Below are 20,160 nucleotides of genomic sequence, written 5' to 3'. Positions count from 1 at the left end.
GGGATGGCGGTGAAGTGTGAGAAACTGGACCGGGCAACAGAGGCCGAGGACGAATGTGCGGGACGCCTTTCCCGGATGAAGCCTACAACGGCAGCCGGCGCTGCGGCGTTGATCCAATATGTTATCGATGACGAGATTTGCCCGGAAGTCGAATGGCATATGGCAGCTCTCAAGACCGCCGTCGCCGCGCTCAACAGTATCTAGCCTCGAGGAATCCGAGGAGCGCCCGCCGGTTCACGCCGGCGGGTTTTTCCTTGCGGCGTGACGCACTCCCCCTAGGTTGCCCGTCATTGCTTCAATCAAAGGGAGAGAGCGACGTGGCGACAGGCACTTTGAAATGGTTCAATCCAGTTAAGGGATTTGGATTCATCCAGCCCGACAACGGCGGCAAGGACGTATTCGTGCACATCTCGGCCGTAGAAAAGGCCGGTCTGAGCAGCCTCAACGAGGGTGCCAAGGTGAGTTACGAAGAGGGAAAACCGGGGCAAAACGTCCGCGGAAAATCTGAGAGTGGGCTAACGCACCGTAGTCGTACTCAAGCCCGTCGGTTCAATTCGGCCGGTTTTTCTCTGCGCCTTCAGGGAAGCGGCGACCGGTTGGCTCGGCTTTTGAGATTGATGCCTTTCGGGCCGGCGCGATTCCATTGGCCGCGCAAATCTGGCGGCCCACCGTCGCTCGAACTTTCTTTGAATATCCCGAGGAACGTCGCACATAACCCACCTCCGGGTTCAGCCCCCTCGATGGGGCATCAACGGCCCCGCGCTCTAAAGGATCCAAACGGGTGCCATTTTCATTGGTTTGGAACCCCGCCGGGAGTGAGAATGGCGACCCCGGCCTGGCGCCCTTGCCGGGGTCGTTCTCATTGTGCAAGCGGTTGACATAGGCTCCGCCGGTTCACACCCGGCGGGTTTTTCTTCGAGGTTGCTAGCGCCTGTAATATCGATACGGCGGTTCCCAAACGAATGTCGAGCCGTAGCGATACGGCAGAACGTCATAGCCAATTAAGTACGCGGTTCGATACCGCCTGTGATGAATAATGCGGGTCGCGCCACACGCGCACCGTTGGCGAGAACTGATCTCGGATGCCAGATTTTCACGCGGCTTCACCTGATCAGCGGATGCTCGATCCGGAAGGATGCAGAGCGCGCTAAAGGTGAGAATCGACAGGAGGCGAATCATAGCCAAATCCTTCCGAGGCACCGACCGATAACTGCACAAAGATGGGCAAGTTCCAGGGCGGGGCTGATCCGAAAAAGCAACGCCGCCGGGCTCGAAATACGCGTCCCGGCGGCGTTCATTCCAAAACCTGGGCCCTGAATATTTCCCAAGCTCGATCAAACGTTAGTGCGATGCACAAGTTGCTATTTAATCGTCGGGGGATTGCTCACGCGCAATTCCCCGAGCGGTCTCCCCAATCTCGTTCGGGCATAGGAACGCGTGGCGATGTCGGGCGTAGTTTGTTTGGCTCCCGGTTTTCAGGTTCCCCAAGCCCCCGCCGGGAGTCAGTAGGCGACCCCGGCTGGTGCCCCCTGCCGGGGTCGTCTCATTTTGCAGGCCATACACAAATTTGAAGAAAGAGGAGCCGGCAGGCGGGGCGGCGCGCCAGCTCCTCCGAAACGTGACCGTGCAAGTCCCCAACGGTCCCGTCCCGAGGAAAGCGTGCGCCAATCAGGTTGCTCATTTGCTAACGGTTCGAGGCGGCCGCCTAGGAACCTTTCCTGTTTTTACTGCCTAAGAGATTGGCCAACTTTTGAGGGTGGAAAGATGTCGAAACCTGCTCGCTCCTGGACCACCGAAGATATAGAAAAGTTAAAAGCTATGGCGGGCAAATTACCCGCTGCCAAAATCGCCGAGCAATTGGGCCGTCCGGTGGCGATCACAATGAAGGCGCACCAGCTCCAGGTCTCTTTGCGAACCCGAGGCGACAGTTCCCCGTCGCGAGTACCCAAGGAAGCGGCCCCAGCGAGGGATACAAGCTGAGGCCGAGTTAGCGCGATTGGTTCATCGTCCGGTACCGCTGGCCGGCACCGAACCTGCGATAACTGTAGCCGTCCCGCCCATGTTCCAAATGGAAGCGGCCCCAGCACCTCTGGGGCCTGGGGGGCCGGTGCTGGGGCCGTTACTTGATCCGCCGATTTATCTCTTGGAGGTCGGCAGCTTCGATGCTGTGCCCCCTCTGATCCTCCCGCAATAGCCTGCGTGCAACAGTGTCCCTAGTTTCCCTCCTAGGTCATCCCATCAATAGCCACGCGATGCTGGCAAGAAGCGCGATGAACGACACAGCCATAGTCCCGGCGAAGGCAATCTCCACCCCGTCCATCCGAATATGATGCAGCCACATCTGAACTCGCCCTCCGATAAGGGATCTACTGCTCAGGCAATTAACAACCGGAAGGTGTCCCAGTTCCGCTTTGCGAGTGTCCGATTTAGGACAGCACTACCTCTGGTGCGCACCACACGAAGTATCCCTATGGAGCCGGCTAGTGCGCCAAAGGGCACAGGAACGAGTGGCGATATCGGGCGTAGTTTGTTTGCTCCCGGTTGTGAGCTCCCCCAACCCCGCCGGGAGTGAGAATGGCGACCCCGGCCTGGCGCCCCCGCCGGGGTCGTCGTTGTTTTGTGGGTTGAGTTGTGGATCAAACCGTCTAACTCAATTTTAATCTAGCAATATCAATTGCTTATCATCATCGCTAGCGGCTGATGCCGCCGCTCGGGCCGCAGCGTCCGGGCTCCTATGATTTCGGCCGCGACCTGTATTTCCAGGGCATCGGCGCCTCCGGCTTCGTGATGGGCGCAGTCAAGACCAGGGAACCGTCGGCGGCCGGCGGCTTGGCGCTGCGCTATGCCGCCTTCATGCAAGGCCTGCGCGACGCCATCGATGCGCGCATCCGCACCACGCTCGACGGCGACCAGCGCGCGATCGCGACCGCGCTGCTGACCGGCCGGCGCGACGCGATCTCGACGCCGGTCAATGATGCGATGTTCATCTCGGGGCTCGGCCACGTGCTGTCGATCTCCGGCTACCACATGGCCGTGGTCGCGGGCGTGGTGTTCTTCGCGGTGCGCGCGCTGCTCGCGCTGTTCCCAATGCTCACGGCGGCACATCCGATCAAGAAATGGGCGGCCGCGGCCGCGCTCGTCGCCGCGGCGTTCTATCTTCTGCTGTCGGGAGCCGAGGTCGCGACGCAGCGATCGTTCCTCATGACGGCGGTGGTGCTGATCGCGGTGATGGTCGACCGCCGCGCGATCACCTTTCGCACCCTGGCGGTGGCGGCGCTGATCGTGCTCGTGATCGCGCCGGAGGCGCTGGTGCATCCGAGCTTCCAGATGTCGTTTGCCGCAACGCTCGGGCTGGTGGCGCTGGTGCAGATCGGGCTGCCGAACCTGTTGGCCTCGCCCGACCATTCGGCGACCGCGCGGGTCGCGCTGTGGGGGGGGGCGCGAGCTCACGATGCTGATGCTGGCCTCGCTGGTGGCGGGGCTGGCGACGACCCCCTACGCCGCGTTCCATTTCCATCGCGTGACGCCTTACGGGCTGCTCGCCAACCTCGCGGCGATGCCGGTGGTGTCGGCGATCGTGATGCCGGCGGGCCTGCTCGGCCTCCTCGCCATGCCGTTCGGCTTTGATGGCGTGTTCTGGGCGATCATGGGCTTTGGCATCGACTGGATGATTTTGGTGACGCAATGGGTCGCCGCGCTGCCTGGCGCGGTGGGGCGGATGGCGGCGTTCGGCATCGGGCCGCTGATCGTCGCAAGCGCGGGCATCATCCTGCTCGGACTGCTGCGCACGCCGCTGCGCTGGTCCGGCGCGGTGCTGCTGGTAGTGGCCACAGTCTGGGCGGTGAGGGTGCCGCTGCCTGACGTCCTGATTTCCGCCGACGGCCGGAACGTCGCGGTACGCGGCGGCGACGGGCGGCTGCATCTGATGCATAGCGCGAAGGATGCCTTCCTGGTCAAGGAATGGCTGGCGGCGGATGCCGATGCGCGGACCGCCGCCGATGCGTCGCTCGGCGAGGGCGTCTCCTGCGATCCGGGCGGCTGCGCGACCCAGGGTCCGGGCGGTGCCTTCGTCGCACTGGCGATGCGGCCGGAGGCGCTGGCCGACGATTGCGAGCGGGCGGCGCTGATCGTCACCGCGCGGCCGGCGCCGCAGGGCTGCGCGGCCTCGGTGATCGATGCCGAGCGGCTGCGGCGCCACGGTGCGCTGGTGCTACGGCGAAACAGGGACGGCTACGCCATCGATGCGGTGAAGCCCGGCGGGATCGACCGGCCGTGGTCGCCGGCGGTTCCCGGTGACGGCGAGAGCGAGACGGTCCTCCGTACACCCGCCGCCGCGCCGCGGCCCGCAGTCGATGCGACACCGGCCGAGACCGACCTGCAGGGGGATGATTAGCCGTTGCCGGGCGAGGTGCCGGTCGGCAGCTCGAACAGGCCGAGATGGTACTCGTCGGAATCGGGGCCGGCGTCGGGCTTCTTGACGAGGGTGAAGACGGCCTCGGGAAACTGCTCCCAGACCTTGAGATCATCGGCCGTCACTGTCAGCCAGCCGAACCGGAACAAGTAGCGGCCCGGCTCGGTGACGCGTCCAGCCTTTTGCCATGTGACCTTGTCGACCACTGCGCAGGTTTCCGTGAGTGCACGTCTTCCGTACGCGATGATGCGCCAAGGCGCTCGCCGATGCAAATCTCCTCATGCGCCCCGGAAGCGGAAATCCGGGGTCGCTCGAAATCGCTTAAGGTCATCCGCCGCCGAATGGCTCATTCCGCGGCGACGATGCGCTCAACCCAAAAACAGCGACGCGAATGCGGAGGGGCGCCGCTCCACAACCTTCGGCTTGTGCTCGACCTGCGGATGCAGTGCCGGCAACTGCAGCACGCTGACGCGCTGTCCCTCGACGAGCTGGGTTACCAGAACATGGCTGCCGTCGGGGAATTCGACCGCATCATGATGGCGATCGGGCACGTCGGGCTCGACTTCGTTGAACACGCCGACGCGGAAATTCATCGTCTTGGTCCAGATCCAGCGGCTGTCGTAGCGAACGTTCTCGGCGAAAGCGAGCTCGGTGCCCGGCAGCATGCAGACCGCGACAGTGGGATCGTTCTCCGAAGCAAAGCCGCGGGTCGACGTGCCGCGGAAAGTCGTGGTGATCAGCGTCTCTCCGACAATGGCGGGGCGCGATGCCACGGCGTGCAGACTATAGTCACACATCGGATGGCTCCTCTTTTCGAGGTAGCGACCCGTGCCTCTCCCTGAGGCGCAGGCCTCTACCAGAGTGGACGATAGCAAACGAGTGTCTGCTCGTTTCTGGGCGATTGTACGACTGGCCGTCGAACGCCTCAATCACAAACGCGCTACACTGCGCGAGAGGTATCGGGGCGCATCCAAGCTGGTCCGCACGCTGCGCTATCTTCCAAGGAACGATCCGATCTGTTGCTCGTTCCTGGATCGGGACGACTTTTTCTTCAAATCGTCATCCCGCTCCATATGTCTGTTCGAGCATGGTCTTTTCGGAAAACCGCTTCGCACTTTTCCGGATCATGCTCCGCCGCCGTCAGTATTTGCGATACAGCCCGATCAGCTTGCCCTGGATGCGGACCCGGTTCGGCGGCAGGATGCGCACTTCATAGGCAGTGTTGGCCGGCTCGAGCGCGATCGATGCACCGCGGCGGCGGAAGCGCTTCAGGGTGGCTTCCTCCTCGTCGATCAGCGCCACCACGATGTCGCCGGTGTTGGCGACGTCGTTGCGCTGGATCAGCGCCATATCGCCGTCGAGGATGCCGGCGTCGACCATCGAGTCGCCGCGTACCTCAAGCGCATAATGCTCGCCGGAGCCGAGCATGTCGGGCGGCACGCTGATGGTGTGGCTGCGGGTCTGCAGCGCCTCGATCGGCGTACCGGCCGCGATCCGGCCCATCACCGGGACGGCGACCGGACGGTTGCCGTCGTCCTCGGCGATCGGCGGCGTGCTGCTGCGCTTGCCGAGGGTGCCCTCGATGACGCTTGGCGTGAAGCCACGGCGGCCGTTGCCGCCGCCGGCCGACAGCTCGGGCAGCTTGATGACCTCGATGGCGCGGGCGCGGTTGGGCAGGCGGCGGATGAAGCCGCGCTCCTCCAGCGCAGTGATCAGGCGGTGGATACCGGACTTCGAGCGCAGGTCGAGCGCATCCTTCATCTCGTCGAAGGAGGGCGGCACGCCGGCCTCTTTCAGACGTTCATTGATGAAACGCAGAAGTTCGTACTGTTTGCGCGTGAGCATCTCGAGTATTCCCCCGGTTGGTAGCGTCGTTCGATTCCGAGACTCTTCAGTTGGGGCCTTCAGACGGGGCCTGATCTCGGGAGCGCAATGCTCCCTGGCGGCTTCCCGATTGTAGACACCAGCACTCGAAACAAATCATGAACGGACACTATATGTTCGATATGTGTTCCGCAACCACTTAATTTCCGGTGAACGCATCAGGCGGCGCGCAATCGGCTAGCCCGCGAAAACCTCACTCAGGCAGCATCAGGATCTCGCATTCACTGCCCTTGGCGGCGGCGGGGGCGAACGGCGGACGCACCAGAAGTGCCCGTGCCGCAGCGAGATTCCCGAGCAGCGAAGAATCCTGCTGCATCACCGGAGTCGCGATCGGCGCGCCGTCCTCGCGCTCCTCGAGACGCGCGCGCAGATAGTCCTCGCGCTGGTCGTTGGCGGCGAGGTCGCGGCCGAGCAGGGCGGTCGTGCGGACATGATGGATCGTGTTCCGGCCGCTCAAAGCCCGAATCAACGGCACCAGAAACAGGAAGGCGCAGACATAGGACGATACCGGATTGCCGGGCAGGCCGATCACCCGCATGGCCCCGAGCCGGCCGTGCATCATCGGCTTGCCGGGCCGCATCGCGATCCGCCAGAACGCCATCGCGACGCCCTCGGCCTCCAGCGACTGCTTGACCAGATCGTGGTCGCCGACCGAGGCGCCGCCGGTGGTGATCAGGATGTCGGCGCCGGTCTCGCGCGCCCGGCGGATGCCGGCGGTGGTCGCTGCCACCGTGTCGGCGGCAACCCCGAGATCGACGGTCTCGGCGCCTTCGGCGCGCGCCAGTGCCCGCAGCGCATAGCCGTTGGAATAGACGATCTGGCCAGGGCCGGGCCTTGAGCCCGGCATCACCAGCTCGTCGCCGGTGGCGAGCACCGCGACCTTCGGGCGGCGGCGCACCGCGAGTTCCGGATAGTTCATGGCGGCCGCCAGCGAAAGCGCGCGGTCGGAGAGGCGGCTGCCACGGTTCAGCAGCAGGTTGCCCTCACGGAAGTCGACGCCGGCCGGGCGGATGTGCCGTCCTGGGCTCGCAGCCTCCGTGATCGAGATGTGGTCGCCGTCGAGCCGGGTGTCTTCCTGGATGATGACGGCGTCGGCGCCATGGGGGATGACGCCGCCGGTGAAGATCCGCACCGCTTCGCCGGCACTGAGCGTCCGCTCGAACGGCCGGCCGGCGGCGACTTCGCCGATCACCTTGAGACGGGCCTTGAGATGAGCCGCATCGGCGGCGCGCACCGCGTAGCCGTCCATGGCCGACATCGGCTCCGGCGGCTGGGTGCGGCGCGCCGCGAGGTCGTGCGCCAGCGTGCGGTGGTAGGCGGCATCGAGCGCGACCATCTCCTCCGGCAGCGGTTCGGCGCCGGCAAGAACGGCGGACAGGGCATCGGCAACCGGCATCAGGGCCACGCGCAAAACTCCTCAAGGCAAATGGTCAAATACCAAGTGCGGTCAGCGCCCTTGCCACGTCATCCGTCGATGTCACGTGGATGGCTTGAAGGCCGCGCGCCCGCGCACCTTCGATATTGGCAGCCAGATCGTCGAAGAACAGGATCCGCGACGCCGGCACGCCGATCGCTTCTATCACATGATCGTAGGCCGCGGCGTCGGGTTTCCGAAGGCCGATGTTCGAGGACAGGAACACGGTCCGGAAGTGGCTGAGCAACTCGGCATAGGCGACCGAGAAATGCGCGACATGGGCCGGGTTGGTGTTGGAGAAGGCGTAGAGCGGCATTCGCCTGGCGGCGGCCGCGAGCAAGGGGGCGATGCCTGGCATCTCGCCGGTGAAGATCGAATTCCAGCCCTCGAGGAATTGCGCGTCGGTGAGCTCGACGCCGAGTGACCGGCGCAGGCTGGTAAAGAACGTCGCGTCGTCGATCCGGCCGATCTCGTGATGCTTGTAACTGTCGTCGACGACGAAACGGCCGGCGAGGTCGGCCGGCGCGCAACCGGCATGCTGTGCCCAGTGCGTCATCGCCTTGTCGAGGCTGATATCGAGCACGACGCGGCCGATATCGAACAGCAGCACGTCGACGGAAGTGGGAGAGAGTTGCGAGGTCATTGCGTGAAACCATGTACGAAAATTGCGGGCAGGCGGCAATCTCCCCGATTTGTGCGGCAGGCATGCGACTTCCCTGTCGTCCCGGCGAAGGCCGGGACCCATACGCCGCAGCAATTGTAGTGAACGGGACTCGTCGTTCCAGCGACGCTCAACAATATTCTTTTGTGGTTATGGGTCCCGGCTTTCGCCGGGACGACGGTGAATGTGTGGCACGGTCTGTGGGGCATGCGCCCGCATTCTCGCGACATGATTTGTCCGAGCCTTGCTTCTCGTTCCGCCCTCTCCTTGAAGAGGGCGCAGGGAAAGCCGGGTGCCGATCGCACCCATGGGCCCCGAGCAAAGGTAGAAAGCTCGGGGGTAGGACCACAGGTGTAACCGGAGCAATCCGGCTTTCCCTGCGCGATGGCTTACGGATTATTTCGTGCTCTCCCCGGCGAGACTGGGCTTTTTTGTCACCGCCTTCGCAAAACGCTTTCGCGCTTTGCTTGGGGACACCGGCCGCTAGGGCGTCAGGACCACACGACTTCCCCGTCCGCTTCGCGTGCTCTCGTCAGTCACACGCTCGGCGTCCACCGCATCTCACCGCAACACCCGTGACGATGCGCAGCGCCCCTCGATCGGGTGAGACGGGGAGATTCATACACTGAGTTGGGCGTGCCGATAAACAGAAAGATTTTTGCGCGAGGGGCTTGCGCCGTCGGGCAACTCAGTGGCAGGGCGGCACCGGCTTTGGCGCATCAAGGCACCCTCGGAGCCAGCCTCTCACATCCTCGAAAGCGCCAGGCCGAAATAGGCGATCAGCGCGCCGGTGCTGAGAATGATGACGACGAGCGCTTGCTCGGAGCGTGCCTGCAAGGTTTTCCGGGTCACGGTGATGACGGTCCATCTTCGAAAATCATTCTGTTCAACTAACGTGGGTTCGTGTCCGTTCCGGCTCCCTCCGAGGAACTTTCGGCTTGTCCTGGAAGCACTGATGCAGTCCGTGAAGACCCCTCGCAATTGGGCTGCCGTGGGACCCCAGGTCGCCTACCGCACCTCGACCACCGTCCTCCTTCACGAGCGTCCAACCGGTGCGTCAGACATCGGATATTTGGCTAGTCGGCCGGCCGGCATCCAGAATATCAAGCACCGGACAGTCGGGGGTGGCGCCGTCGGAGCATTGCGCAACCGTTTCCGCCAGGATGGATTCAAGCTTGACGAGGTCAGAGAGTTTTTTACGAACGTTCGCCAGATGTGCGCTCGCGATCTTGTGCACGTCGGCGCACGGAGCGCGTCCTGGCCCTCCCAGAGCCAGCAAGGCGCGAATCTCCTCAAGTGTGAACCCGAGGTCGCGGGATCGCCGGATGAAGACCAATGTCCGTCTTTCGGCCGGTCCGTAGACCCGTCGACCGCTCGCCGTTCGGAACCGCGCGGGCAGCATTTTGATCCGCTCATAATAGCGGATGGTCTCGATGTTCACGCCGCTGAGCTCGGATAGCTCGCCGATCGAGATGTTTCCGACTCCCGAAGACGTGATGGCGCGCATGAAATAGCCCTTGATCCTGTAGTCACTACAGGATGCATGGTTTAGCGCATGATGAGCAATCAGGCGGATCACATTGCCGACAATCGGCAGCGACAAAGGCTAATCGCGGCGGGCGGCCTGCTTGGCGCGCTTGCGGCGTCGTCTTGCTGCATCCTGCCACTTGCGCTGTTTGGCCTCGGGGTCAGCGGGGCCTGGATCGGGAACTTCACCCGGCTGGCCGCCTATCAGCCGTACTTCATCGCCGCCACGCTCGTGTGCCTCGGGCACGGCTATTGGCTGGTCTGCCGATCCTCAACGCGCGCCTGCGCCGATGGCGAGGCCTGCGCGCGCCCGCTGCCGAACCGCATCGTCAAAACCAGCCTCATCCTCGCAACGATCCTTGTCGTCGCCGCGCTCGGCCTCGACTTCATCGCACCTCTCTTTCTTGACTCATGACTGGAGAATTTCCCATGAACAAGCTTGTCGCCGTCGCGGCTTTTGCCGTCGGCATCATCGCTTCGCCGGCAGTGATGGCCGCAGACAAGACGATTGTCCTGGCCGTGAACAATATGGATTGCGCGGCCTGCCCATCCATCGTCAAGGGAAGCCTTGAAGCCGTTCCCGGCGTTGCCAAGGTTGCGGTGTCCTACAAGGACAAGACCGCAACGGTTGTTTATGATGATGCGAAAGCCGATGTGAACCAACTCACAACGGCGACCACCAAGGCAGGTTATCCGTCCGCACCCAAGGGCTGATCCGATGCTTCTTGAATCAACGATCACCTGTCCGCACTGCGCCGTTGCGAAAACGGAGATCATGCCGACCGACGCCTGTCAGTTCTTCTATGAATGCACCGGCTGCGGCACAAAGCTAAAGCCCAAGTCGGGCGATTGTTGCGTGTTCTGTTCCTACGGCTCGGTGCCGTGTCCGCCCATTCAAGCCGTGCGTGCCGGCGAACCGGGTACCGCCTCCTGCTGCGCGTGACAGGCGATGACCAGCGCGCCGATCCAAACCTCGAGCAACTGGCTTGGCAGTGTGCACACCAGCGTCAAGTCCGTCCGTGTCGGCCACGCCGCTTCACACGTGAGGCTGCTCGTCGAATGAGAGCCGATCAATCGCTCTTGGGCCGGTGCGTCAGCATCCCGATGGCCAGCATACCCATGCCGCCCAGCGTGACGCCCGTAGCGGCCTGGAGGAAGAAGTTGTCGGCAGGTCGCAACTCGTTGAGAGCGCCATTGCCCATCACCACGGTCGCTGCATAGCTTTGCAGAAAGTAACCTCCCAGCGCACCAGCGATCAGGCCCGCGGCGCTGTGGCCCCAGAACCCGAATGCGTGGTCGCGCACCACCGCGGCGACGAGATGAGCGCCAATGAATCCGGCAACGATCTGGATGTAGAGGTTGGTCGCGGTCCAAAGCATCGGTCGCTCCATTGGCCGCATCGTCACTTCATCGCGCCGCGACCACTTCGCCGTCTTCCTTCACGAACCGTCCAACCGGCGAGTCCAGAAGATCGATGACGGCCTCGGACGGCCGGCACAACCGCACACCCTTCGACGTCACCACGATCGGCCGGTTGATGAGAATGGGATGCGCCAGCATGACATCGAGCAGTTCGTCGTCCGTCCATTTCGGATCGTCCAGGCCGAACTCCTTGTGAGGCGTTCCCTTTTCGCGCAGCAGGGCGCGCACGGAGATTCCCATCGCGGCAATCAGCTCCTTGAGTGTTTCGCGCGCCGGCGGCGTCTTGAGATATTCAATGACGACGGGCTCGGTGCCACTCTGGCGGATCATCGCGAGCGTGTTGCGCGAGGTGCCGCAATCCGGGTTGTGATAGATCGTGACGGTCATGGTCGTGTCTCCGCAATGGCAACGGGGCCGGACAGTTTGGGACGTCCGAGCAGCCAGTTCATCAGTAACATGCCGGCCATCGCGCCGCAGAGCTCGGCGAGAATGAACCCGGGAAGGTCGATGGGGCGAATACCGGCGAACGTGTTGGTGAGGGAGCGTGCGATCGCAACGGCGGGATTGGCGAACGACGTCGATGCCGTGAACCAGTAGGCGGCCGTGATGTAGAGCCCGACCAGCCAGGGAACGGCCGCGCGCTGAAAACGGATACCGGCCAGAATGGTGGCGACCAGGCCGAAGGCGGCCACGGCTTCCGCAAACCACTGCGGTCCGCCGGTCCGGACCTTCATCGACACGTCGATCAAGGGATGAGCGAACATCAGATGCGCCGCCATCGTGCCGACGGCGCCGCCTGCGATCTGCGCTGCGATGTAGAGCACGGCCTCGTTCACCGGCAACTCGCGCCGGCCGGTAAAGACGAGCGTAACGGCCGGGTTGAAATGGGCACCGGAAATCGGACCGAGCACGGTGATCAGGACGACGAGGATCGCCCCGGTCGGCAACGTGTTGCAGAGAAGCGCAAGAGCGACATCCTTGGTCAGAGTTTCGGCCATGATGCCGGATCCGACCACGGTCGCAACGAGAATGCCGGTGCCGAGCGCTTCGGCGGCAAGGCGCCGGGGAAGGTCGAACGTGTCCATCAGCCGGCCCTGGGCTCTGGATGAATTGCCCGGCCGGCGAAATCGATCGCGCCTTGCTCAGCCACGCGTCCGCTCCTTTCGCTGCGGTGGGCAGCATGGCTGCAAGCTCTCGACGACCGGCGCGCAAATCTCCGGCCGTCCGTCACAGCAATCGCGGAGCAGGAACACCGCGACGTTGCGAAACTCGTCGAGGTTGGCGCGATAGACGATCGATCGGCTTCGCCTTTCGGAGGTGACCAGGCGTGCGCGGGTGAGGATCGACAAATGCGCCGACAGGGTGTTTTGCGGCACCTCCAGCAGGCGGGCGAGGTCGCCGGCCGCGAGTCCCTCGGGCTCGTGTTTGACGAGCGCCCGAAACGCCTCCAGCCGGGTCGGTTGCGAAAGTGCGGCGAGAGCCAGTACTGCTTCTTCAGTTTCCATATATCCAGATTTATGGAAATATCACATGGAGGTCAAGCGGGATTCGCCTCAAGCGGCTGCATCATATATTTCGAATATTCTAGAAATATCGATTGACGGAGGTCGGGCGAGGACGCATGTTTTGCGGATGAAGATCGACGACGCAGCTGCACGCCTGGAAGCGCTGGGCAATCCGACCCGGCTCAAGATTTACCGAGCCCTTGTCCGCGCTGGACATGCCGGCATGCCGGTGGGGCGCCTGCAGGAGCGGCTGAAGATTCCGGCGTCGACGCTGTCGCATCACGTCAAGGCACTGGTCTCCGTTGGCCTGATCTCGCAACTGCGCGAGGGGACCACGCTGGTCTGCCATGCCGAATACGCCACGATGCAAGCCTTGGTGGATTTCCTCGTGGCGGAGTGTTGCGTCGAGGAATCGCAATGCAACGCGGCGCAGACGGCGGCCTGATTTTTTTGTCGGGTCATTCGATAATTCCAGAAAGACGGGATGAGCAGATGCCAGCAAAGACGGTCGCGATCATCGGAGCGGGTCCGGTCGGCCTTGCGGCGGCGGCGCATGTGATGGAGCGCGGCATGACGCCGGTGGTGCTGGAGGCGGGAGCCGAGGCCGGCCATGCGGTTCGGCAATGGCAGCATGTTCAGCTGTTCTCGCCCTGGGAATACAATGTGGATCAAGCCGCCGCGCGGCTGCTTGCCGACGTCGGCTGGAATCGGCCCGATCCCAAGGTGTACCCGACCGGCGGCGAACTGCTCGATCAGTATCTCATTCCGCTCGCGACCCGGACGCCGCTCAAGGACGTGATCCGGACGTCGAGCCGTGTCACCGCGGTGTCGCGCGCCGGCTTTGACAAGGCCAAGACGAAGGACCGCGAAAAGGCGCCGTTCGAAATTCGCTATCAGAATGGCAGAGGTCCGGAGACGCTGCGCGCCGACGCCGTGATCGACAGCTCCGGCACCTGGGCGTCGCCGAACCCGGCCGGTGCAAACGGGCTTGCCGCGATCGGGGAGCGCGAGGCCCAAGGGAATATCACCTACGGAATGCCTGACGTGCTCGGCACGGACCGGTACCGATATGCGGGCAGGGCGGTTGCCGTGCTGGGGGCCGGGCATTCCGCGATCGGCACGCTGACCGATCTGACGACGCTGGCGGAGCAGGAGCCGGACACGCGTCCGATCTGGCTGCTTCGCGGCACTAACCCTGCAAAGGCCTTTGGTGGCGGCGCGAATGACAAATTGGCCGCCCGGGGCGAATTGGGCGCGCACTTTGCTTCGCTGGTTTCCTCGGGCCGTGTTCAGGTCGAGGCGGGCTTTCCGGTCGCCGCGATCGGCAGCTTGGATGGCCGGCTCCGGATCGCGACATCCGCGGCCTGTTGCGGACGCAGCATCGTTGTTGACGAATTGATCGTCGCCACCGGATTTCGTCCCGACCTGTCGTTCCTCGGCGAGGTCCGTCTGCGCCTCGATCCGGCAATCGAAGCGCCGATGGCGTTGGCGCCCCTGATCGATCCGAACGAGCACTCCTGCGGAACGGTGCGGCCGCATGGCGCGCGCGAACTGGTTCAGGACGATCCCGGCCTCTATCTCGCCGGCATCAAGAGTTACGGCCGCGCGCCGACCTTTCTGATGATCACGGGCTACGAACAGGTGCGCTCGATCGCCGCCGATATCGCGGGAGATCGCGAAGCGGCCGAACGCGTGGAGCTGGAACTGCCCGAGACCGGCGTCTGTACGCGCGGGGGTGTCGAAGGCGCTGGCGCTGGGGGCAGCTGCTGCGGCGGTCCGGCTCCTGTTCAAGCCGACGCTTGCTGCGCGGATGACGTAGCCGCCAAGGCGGCGGGTCGCGCCGGTTGTGGCTGCTCCTGATGGACCGCAGCCGACTGACCATCATTGCCGCGCTTGGCACGGCCCAGACACTGGCCTGGGGGTCGAGCTACTATCTGCCCGCGATCCTCGCCGATCCGATCGCGCACGACCTCGGGATTTCCAGCAACTGGTTCTTTGCGGCGTTCTCCGCATCTCTGGTCATCTCCGGGTTGCTCGGCCCGCGGGTCGGCCGGCAGATCGATCGCGTCGGTGGGCGGCAGGTGCTCTGCGCCTCGAACGTTGTCCTCGCTGCCGGGCTCGCTCTGCTCGGCGCGTCCGGGTCGGTGTGGACGATGTCGGCGGCGTGGCTGCTGCTCGGCATCGGCATGGGGCTCGGGCTCTACGATGCAGCGTTCGGCACGCTCGGACGCATCTATGGCAGCGATGCGCGTGCCTCGATCACGGGCATTACGCTGATTGCCGGATTCGCCAGCACGGTTGGCTGGCCGCTGAGCTCGCTTGGCCTCGCCACGATCGGCTGGCGGGAGACCTGCTTTGCCTGGGCGATTGCGCATCTCGTCATCGGACTGCCGCTCAATCTGCTGCTGCCGCGCACGCTACGTGCGGTATCTTCGCAGGGCACGCCCGTAAAACCGCATATTCCGATCGACCGGACCATGGTGGTGCTTTCTTTCGCATTCGCCGCCGCCTGGACGGTGACGTCGGCGATGGCGGCGCATCTGCCGCGGATCGTGGAAACCTTCGGAGCGACGCCGGCGCAGGCCGTATTCGCCGGGATGATGATCGGTCCGGCGCAGGTAGGTGCGCGCATTCTCGAGGCGAGCCTGCTCAGCCGATTCCATCCGCTGCTCTCGACGCGGCTGGCCTGCATCACCCATCCGATCGGGGCCTGCGTGATCGGCATCTTCGGCGGCGGTGCTGCCGCCGCGTTCGCGCTGCTGCACGGCGCCGGCAACGGCATTCTGACGATTGCGCGGGGAACGCTGCCGCTCGCGATCTTCGGATCGGAGAACTATGCCTACCGGCTCGGATTGATCGGGGCACCGTCCCGCATCTGCCAGGCGCTGGCTCCGCTGGCGTTTGGGCTCTTGATCGAGCCGATGGGACGGGCGGTGGTCGTGGTGTCGGCAGGGCTCAGCCTGTCGGCGCTGATCGCCCTGGCCATGCTGCCGCGCACATCTTCGGCACGTGCATCCGCACCCGCGGAGTGACCGCCGCCGCGGGCTCAGCGTTCGGCCAGATCGATCTGCGTCAGGATGCCTTGCCGCAGCGCGAGGCGGACCAGCTCGATATCGGTGCCGACGCCGAGCTTGTCCTTGATCAGGGAATGCAGGTTGGCGACCGTCTTGGGGCTGACGTGCAGCGCCGCGGCGATCTCGTCCGTGGTCTTTTCCGCGAGCAGCATGCGCATCACCTCGAATTCGCGCGCGGTCAGCAGGTCGGCGGCTGCGGTCTCGCCGGCGAGGTGGCTGAGCGCGAGCTCGTGGTCGATATCCGGGCTGATCGCGATCTTGCCCGACAGCGCGTCCATCACGGCGTGCACCAGCGTCTCCGGCGGGCTGGTCTTGGTGACATAGCCGCTGGCGCCGGCGCGGATTGCCTGCACGGCAAAGGCCGCGTTCTGGTGCATGGTGAACACCAGGATCTTTGCGCGCTTGTCCCACTGCCTGAGGCGCCGGATCGCCTCGATGCCGCCGATGCCGGGCATCGACAGGTCCATGATCACGAGGTCGGGTTCGGTCTCCTTGTAGAGGCGGTAGGCCTCGACGCCGTCGGAGGCTTCGGCGACGACGGAGAGGCCCGGCTGCTTCTGCAGCATCGACCGGTAGCCCTCGCGAACGACGGCGTGGTCGTCGACCAGCATGATGGTTCGCACCGGATTGCTCATGCCGCGCGCTCCACGGGTGCGGCCTCCCGGCTGGCAACGACGGGAACGATGACGCGGAGTGCAGAGCCGTTGGGCTGTCCGGCCTCGAAGCTCAGCCGCCCACCGAGCGCGGCGACCCGCTCGCGCATGCCGAGCAGGCCCAAGCCGGACTTGAACTGAGGATCGCCTTTGAGATCGACTTGGGGATTCCCTTGGGGATCGCCGGGCCGGCCATCATCGTCGATCGCGAGCGTGATTTCACTGTCGTCGCTAGGCGCCGCCTCGCGCATCTGAAGCCGCAGCATCACGCGCGTGGCGCCGGCGTGCTTGGCCGCGTTGGTGAGCGCCTCCTGGACGATGCGGTAGAGATTGGCGCTGACGGAGGAGGGAAGGCGCTCGAACGATCCCGATATGGCGATCTCGAACCGCGGTTGCCCCCGGCTGCGGCCGTTCCAGCCAGCGATCAGGCCTTCCAGGCTCGCCGCAAGTCCGAGTTCGTCGACATCGGGCGGCCGCAACCTGAAGAGGGCGCCGCGCAATGTCTCCATCATGTCGGTCGCGGTCCGCGCAATGCCGTCGCATTCGGCGAGCAGGGCTGGGCAATCCTGGGCAGCGGTCTGGCGCGCCGAGGCGGCCAGCGCGCGGATGGCGGCCAGCGACTGCCCGAACTCGTCATGCAGCTCGCGCGCGAGATGCCGGCGCTCCTCGTCCTGCACCAGGATCAGTTGTTGCGTCAGCGCGTTGCGGTCGGAGAGTGCGGTGGCGAGGCGCTCGGCGAGCTGGTTGAAGACGTCGCCGATCGCCGACAGTTCGGCGAGATCGAACGGCGGCAGCCGCGCGGCGAGGTCGCCCGCGGCGATCCGCTCCAGCCCGTCGCGGATCAATAGCGTCGGACGCAGTGCGCGCGACAGCGCCGCATAGACCAGGGCGCAGAGCAGCGGCAGCGCGATCATGAAGGCCGCCATCAGCCGGCCGGCATCGTGCCAGGCTTCGGCGGTCGGCACCGCCGGATCGACCCAGGCCACAGCCTCGCCGATCGCGTTGCCGCGCGACATCACCGGGCGCACGGCCTCGCGGCCGGGATCGAACAGGCGGCGATAGAGCGCCGCAAAGGCCAGCGGCGGCGCCGCCGTGTCGGTCTGCGCGCCGCCGCAGAAGCGCTGGCTGATCTCGCCGCTTTGGCCGCGAAATGCCAGGCAGAGCCCCGGCGTCATGACCGTTGCGGCAATGCTGTCGAGATCGGGAAATTCGGCGCGCGGATTGTTCAGCCACTGGATCTTGCTCTGCTGCAGCTCCAGAGTCCTGGCGGCGACATCGGCAACGGCAGCGATCCTGGCGCGCGCCGCGCGGTCGGCGTCGATCAGGAAGTAGCCTGAGATGGCGGCAAAGCACAGCGTCGACACGGCGGCCACGCGCAACGTCAGGCGCAGCTTCAGATCGCTTCCGGACCAAATCCACATCGGCGCATCCTCGTGTCGCAGACGGCCCTCGGCGCCCGGTGGCGGGCCGGGCCGTCACGCACATTAAACGGCAGAACGGGAGCGTCGAGAAGCGCTGGCTTGGGTGTTCTCTGGCTGCGGACCATCGTCGTGAAATTTTCCCGGCACCGGCCGGGAGCCGCTCCGCTGCGGCGCAGAGGCCAGCCGGCCTAGGCTGCGACCGACCCGCCGCACCAGCACCCGAAAGGCCCGGATACATGCGCCAGTCCCGTCTCGCTTTGCACGCCCTTGCCCTGATCGGCCTGCTCGCCGGAAGCTGTCCTCTGCGCGCCGAGACCGGCGCAGCGGCGGCGTCCCCGCTCAGCGTCAGCATCGACGATTTCAGCTACGTCGACACCTCGGGCGAGGTGATCGACCAGACCGCTGCGCACCAGCGGCGGCTGGATGCGTTGATGCGGAGGCTGCGCGCCGATGTCGCCGCGGAGCCCCGCTATCGCCTGGTTTCGCCCGCGGACGAGGCGCGGATCAAGGTTATCGGCGGCGTGCAGAAGACGAGCACGCTGGTGCAATGGGCCAAGGTCGCCGTCATCGATGCCGGCGCGACCCGTGTGCTGTACGAAAGGCTCTACACGTTTCGTGGCGACAATGACGAGGCATGGGACCACGCGGCGATGTTCTTGTCGCGCGAGGTGCGTGGCGCCCTTGCGGCCGCGCTGCCGCCGGCACAGGCCGCCACTGCTGCGCCTATCGGGCTTGCGGTGTTCGAGTTCGAGCTCGAGGACACCACCGCGGCACCGGCGTCCGGCCTTGCCGGCTCCGATGCAGCCTATCTGGCCGATGTGACCAGGGGTGTGCGTGACCGGCTGGCGCAGTCGGGCCGCTACCGCCTGGTCGATACCGGCGGCGCGACCGCAGAGCCCGTCAAGGCGCGTGTGCTGCGCGACTGCGACGGCTGCGAGGCCGCGATTGCGCAGAAGCTCGGCGCGGATCAAGCGCTGATCGGCGTGATCAGGCGGGTCAGCCGGACCGAATACACGGTCGGCTTCCAGCTGCGCGACGCCCGCAGCGGCGCGGTCGTCTCGCGCGGCGACAGCGGCCTGCGGATGGGCGCCGATTATTCCTGGACCCGCGGCGCGGTCCGTCTGGTCGGCGACCGCCTGCTCGAGGGCGGGGCGCAGCGCTAGTCAGTCGGACCATCGCAAAGCGCAATAGCTGCTAGACACATCGTCATCTATCTCCGGGCCTGTGCGTGGGCTATCACCGCCACCTATCCCCGCACAGGAGCCGCCGATGCGTTTGCCCGCCGTCCTTTTCGCTCTCACGTTCGCCGCGAGCCCCGTGGCCGCCGAAGAGCTGTCGGGCACGCTGCAGAAGATCAAGGAGACCAGGAAGGTCACGCTCGGCTTTCAGGAAGCCTCCGTTCCCTTCAGCTATCTCGACGACAATCAGCGGCCGATCGGCTTTGCGCTCGATATCTGCCTCAAGATCGTCGATGCCGTGAAGAAGGAGCTCGGCATCTCGGACATCGCGGTCGACTATCTCCCGGTGACCTCGTCGAACCGTATTCCCTTGATGGTCAACGGCACGATCGACCTGCACTGTTCGGCGACCACCAACAGCGCGGAGCGCCAGAAGCAGGTGACCTTCACCAACTCGCACTTCCTGAGCGCGACGCGCTTTGCCGCCAAGAAATCGGCAGGCATCAACACGATCGACGACCTCAAGGGCAAGTCGGTCACCGCCGTTGCAGGCTCGGTGAACCTCACCCAGCTCATCAAGGTCAATACCGAGCGCAAGCTCGGCATCACCGTTCTGCCGGCCAAGGATCAGGCCGAAGCGTTCTTGATGCTGGAGACCGATCGCGCCCAGGCCTACGCGCTCGACGACGTCCAGCTCGCCGTGGCGATCGCGCGGTCGAAGCAGCCGGCGCTCTACATGATCAGCGAGGAGGCTTTCTCGAAGGCCGAGCCGTTCGGGATCATGCTGCGCCGGGAGGACGCGCCGTTCAAGGCGCTGGCCGACCGCGCGACGGCGGAGCTCTACGCGAGCCCGGAGATCGAGGTCATGTACAAGAGGTGGCTGGAGCAGCCGACCCCGCCGAACGGCATCAACTACAACGTCCCGATCTCGCCGGCGCTGCGCAATGCGTTCGCCCATCCGAGCTCGAGTTTCGATCCCGACGTTTATGAGGTCGCGAAGTAGCTCGGGC

General features: G+C 64.8%; 21 protein-coding genes and 2 pseudogenes. 11 read left to right on the top strand and 12 right to left on the bottom strand.

Annotation, left to right across the window (positions count from 1 at the left end):
* Positions 1 to 3 precede the first annotated feature (3 nt).
* The 3 genes and pseudogenes from G6P99_RS25275 to G6P99_RS25265 all read left to right on the top strand — a co-directional run.
* A complete protein-coding gene (locus tag G6P99_RS25275; RefSeq protein WP_165122990.1) occupies positions 4 to 204 on the top strand; it encodes a hypothetical protein in 201 nt (66 codons plus the stop codon).
* Positions 205 to 317: 113 nt separating this feature from the next.
* Positions 318 to 519 (top strand): annotated as a pseudogene (locus G6P99_RS25270) (cold-shock protein).
* A gap of 2,175 nt (positions 520 to 2,694) precedes the next feature.
* Positions 2,695 to 4,393, top strand: a pseudogene (locus tag G6P99_RS25265) (ComEC/Rec2 family competence protein); the annotation flags it as partial.
* On the opposite strand, the gene G6P99_RS25260 reads toward G6P99_RS25265, so the two are convergent.
* The 6 genes from G6P99_RS25260 to G6P99_RS25235 all read right to left on the bottom strand — a co-directional run bounded on the left by G6P99_RS25260 (position 4,390) and on the right by G6P99_RS25235 (position 9,877).
* Positions 4,390 to 4,617, bottom strand: a complete 228-nt coding sequence (locus G6P99_RS25260; RefSeq protein ID WP_029080822.1) for a hypothetical protein — start codon at positions 4,615 to 4,617, stop codon at positions 4,390 to 4,392. The pseudogene G6P99_RS25265 and the gene G6P99_RS25260 overlap by 4 nt on opposite strands.
* A gap of 162 nt (positions 4,618 to 4,779) precedes the next feature.
* On the bottom strand, positions 4,780 to 5,208 hold the full coding sequence (locus G6P99_RS25255) for a hypothetical protein (RefSeq protein ID WP_029080823.1): 429 nt from the start codon (positions 5,206 to 5,208) through the stop codon (positions 4,780 to 4,782).
* 343 nt (positions 5,209 to 5,551) lie between these two features.
* Positions 5,552 to 6,256, bottom strand: coding sequence for a transcriptional repressor LexA (lexA, locus tag G6P99_RS25250; RefSeq protein ID WP_029080824.1), 705 nt, complete (start codon positions 6,254 to 6,256; stop codon positions 5,552 to 5,554).
* 232 nt (positions 6,257 to 6,488) lie between these two features.
* Positions 6,489 to 7,700, bottom strand: coding sequence for a gephyrin-like molybdotransferase Glp (gene glp, locus G6P99_RS25245; RefSeq protein WP_165123743.1), 1,212 nt, complete (start codon positions 7,698 to 7,700; stop codon positions 6,489 to 6,491).
* A 25-nt stretch (positions 7,701 to 7,725) separates the two neighbouring features.
* Positions 7,726 to 8,352 carry an HAD family hydrolase gene (locus tag G6P99_RS25240; RefSeq protein ID WP_029080826.1) on the bottom strand — a complete coding sequence of 209 codons (627 nt, stop codon included), beginning with the start codon at positions 8,350 to 8,352 and terminating at the stop codon, positions 7,726 to 7,728.
* A 1,075-nt stretch (positions 8,353 to 9,427) separates the two neighbouring features.
* On the bottom strand, positions 9,428 to 9,877 hold the full coding sequence (locus G6P99_RS25235; protein WP_029080827.1) for a MerR family transcriptional regulator: 450 nt from the start codon (positions 9,875 to 9,877) through the stop codon (positions 9,428 to 9,430).
* Between the two features lie 48 nt (positions 9,878 to 9,925).
* On the opposite strand from G6P99_RS25235, the gene G6P99_RS25230 reads away from it, so the two are divergent.
* From G6P99_RS25230 to G6P99_RS25220, 3 genes are read left to right on the top strand one after another with little or no spacing between them, the layout of a single operon-like run.
* A complete protein-coding gene (locus tag G6P99_RS25230) occupies positions 9,926 to 10,312 on the top strand; it encodes a mercuric transporter MerT family protein (RefSeq protein ID WP_165123741.1) in 387 nt (128 codons plus the stop codon).
* Positions 10,313 to 10,326: 14 nt separating this feature from the next.
* Positions 10,327 to 10,611: a cation transporter gene (locus G6P99_RS25225; RefSeq protein ID WP_029080829.1), complete on the top strand. Its 285-nt coding sequence runs from the start codon at positions 10,327 to 10,329 to the stop codon at positions 10,609 to 10,611.
* Between the two features lie 4 nt (positions 10,612 to 10,615).
* Complete coding sequence (locus G6P99_RS25220) at positions 10,616 to 10,840, top strand: GDCCVxC domain-containing (seleno)protein (protein WP_029080830.1); 225 nt, start codon at positions 10,616 to 10,618, stop codon at positions 10,838 to 10,840.
* Positions 10,841 to 10,967: 127 nt separating this feature from the next.
* Here G6P99_RS25220 and G6P99_RS25215 read toward each other — a convergent pair whose 3' ends face one another.
* From G6P99_RS25215 to G6P99_RS25200, 4 genes are read right to left on the bottom strand one after another with little or no spacing between them, the layout of a single operon-like run.
* A complete protein-coding gene (locus G6P99_RS25215) occupies positions 10,968 to 11,276 on the bottom strand; it encodes a hypothetical protein (RefSeq protein WP_029080831.1) in 309 nt (102 codons plus the stop codon).
* 28 nt (positions 11,277 to 11,304) lie between these two features.
* Positions 11,305 to 11,706 (bottom strand): arsenate reductase (glutaredoxin), encoded by a 402-nt coding sequence (gene arsC / locus G6P99_RS25210; RefSeq protein WP_029080832.1) that lies wholly within the window; start codon positions 11,704 to 11,706, stop codon positions 11,305 to 11,307.
* Positions 11,703 to 12,404, bottom strand: a complete 702-nt coding sequence (locus tag G6P99_RS25205) for an aquaporin (RefSeq protein WP_029080833.1) — start codon at positions 12,402 to 12,404, stop codon at positions 11,703 to 11,705. The genes arsC and G6P99_RS25205 overlap by 4 nt, the downstream gene beginning before the upstream one ends.
* Positions 12,405 to 12,461: 57 nt before the next feature.
* Positions 12,462 to 12,824 (bottom strand): ArsR/SmtB family transcription factor, encoded by a 363-nt coding sequence (locus G6P99_RS25200; RefSeq protein WP_029080834.1) that lies wholly within the window; start codon positions 12,822 to 12,824, stop codon positions 12,462 to 12,464.
* A 127-nt stretch (positions 12,825 to 12,951) separates the two neighbouring features.
* Between G6P99_RS25200 and G6P99_RS25195 the strand changes: the two genes are divergently transcribed.
* The 3 genes from G6P99_RS25195 to G6P99_RS25185 are packed head-to-tail and all read left to right on the top strand — an operon-like array spanning position 12,952 to position 15,856.
* Positions 12,952 to 13,269, top strand: coding sequence for an ArsR/SmtB family transcription factor (locus tag G6P99_RS25195; RefSeq protein WP_029080835.1), 318 nt, complete (start codon positions 12,952 to 12,954; stop codon positions 13,267 to 13,269).
* Positions 13,270 to 13,316: 47 nt separating this feature from the next.
* Positions 13,317 to 14,684: an NAD(P)-binding domain-containing protein gene (locus G6P99_RS25190; protein WP_029080836.1), complete on the top strand. Its 1,368-nt coding sequence runs from the start codon at positions 13,317 to 13,319 to the stop codon at positions 14,682 to 14,684.
* Positions 14,684 to 15,856: an MFS transporter gene (locus tag G6P99_RS25185; RefSeq protein ID WP_029080837.1), complete on the top strand. Its 1,173-nt coding sequence runs from the start codon at positions 14,684 to 14,686 to the stop codon at positions 15,854 to 15,856. Before G6P99_RS25190 ends, G6P99_RS25185 begins: the two co-directional genes overlap by 1 nt.
* 14 nt (positions 15,857 to 15,870) lie before the next feature.
* Here G6P99_RS25185 and G6P99_RS25180 read toward each other — a convergent pair whose 3' ends face one another.
* Together G6P99_RS25180 and G6P99_RS25175 are read right to left on the bottom strand one after the other, a co-directional pair.
* A complete protein-coding gene (locus G6P99_RS25180) occupies positions 15,871 to 16,533 on the bottom strand; it encodes a response regulator transcription factor (RefSeq protein WP_029080838.1) in 663 nt (220 codons plus the stop codon).
* Complete coding sequence (locus G6P99_RS25175; protein ID WP_029080839.1) at positions 16,530 to 17,972, bottom strand: sensor histidine kinase; 1,443 nt, start codon at positions 17,970 to 17,972, stop codon at positions 16,530 to 16,532. The genes G6P99_RS25180 and G6P99_RS25175 overlap by 4 nt, the downstream gene beginning before the upstream one ends.
* A gap of 236 nt (positions 17,973 to 18,208) precedes the next feature.
* On the opposite strand from G6P99_RS25175, the gene G6P99_RS25170 reads away from it, so the two are divergent.
* Positions 18,209 to 19,135 (top strand): DUF3280 domain-containing protein, encoded by a 927-nt coding sequence (locus tag G6P99_RS25170; RefSeq protein WP_029080840.1) that lies wholly within the window; start codon positions 18,209 to 18,211, stop codon positions 19,133 to 19,135.
* Positions 19,136 to 19,241: 106 nt separating this feature from the next.
* On the top strand, positions 19,242 to 20,153 hold the full coding sequence (locus tag G6P99_RS25165; protein ID WP_029080841.1) for an amino acid ABC transporter substrate-binding protein: 912 nt from the start codon (positions 19,242 to 19,244) through the stop codon (positions 20,151 to 20,153).
* Positions 20,154 to 20,160 lie beyond the last annotated feature (7 nt).

Origin of the sequence: Bradyrhizobium sp. 6(2017), from assembly GCF_011058295.2 — a bacterium.
GTDB lineage: Bacteria > Pseudomonadota > Alphaproteobacteria > Rhizobiales > Xanthobacteraceae > Bradyrhizobium > Bradyrhizobium septentrionale.
The sequence above is the reverse complement of the archived record's forward strand: the minus strand, read 5'-3'. Positions and strand labels throughout refer to the sequence as shown.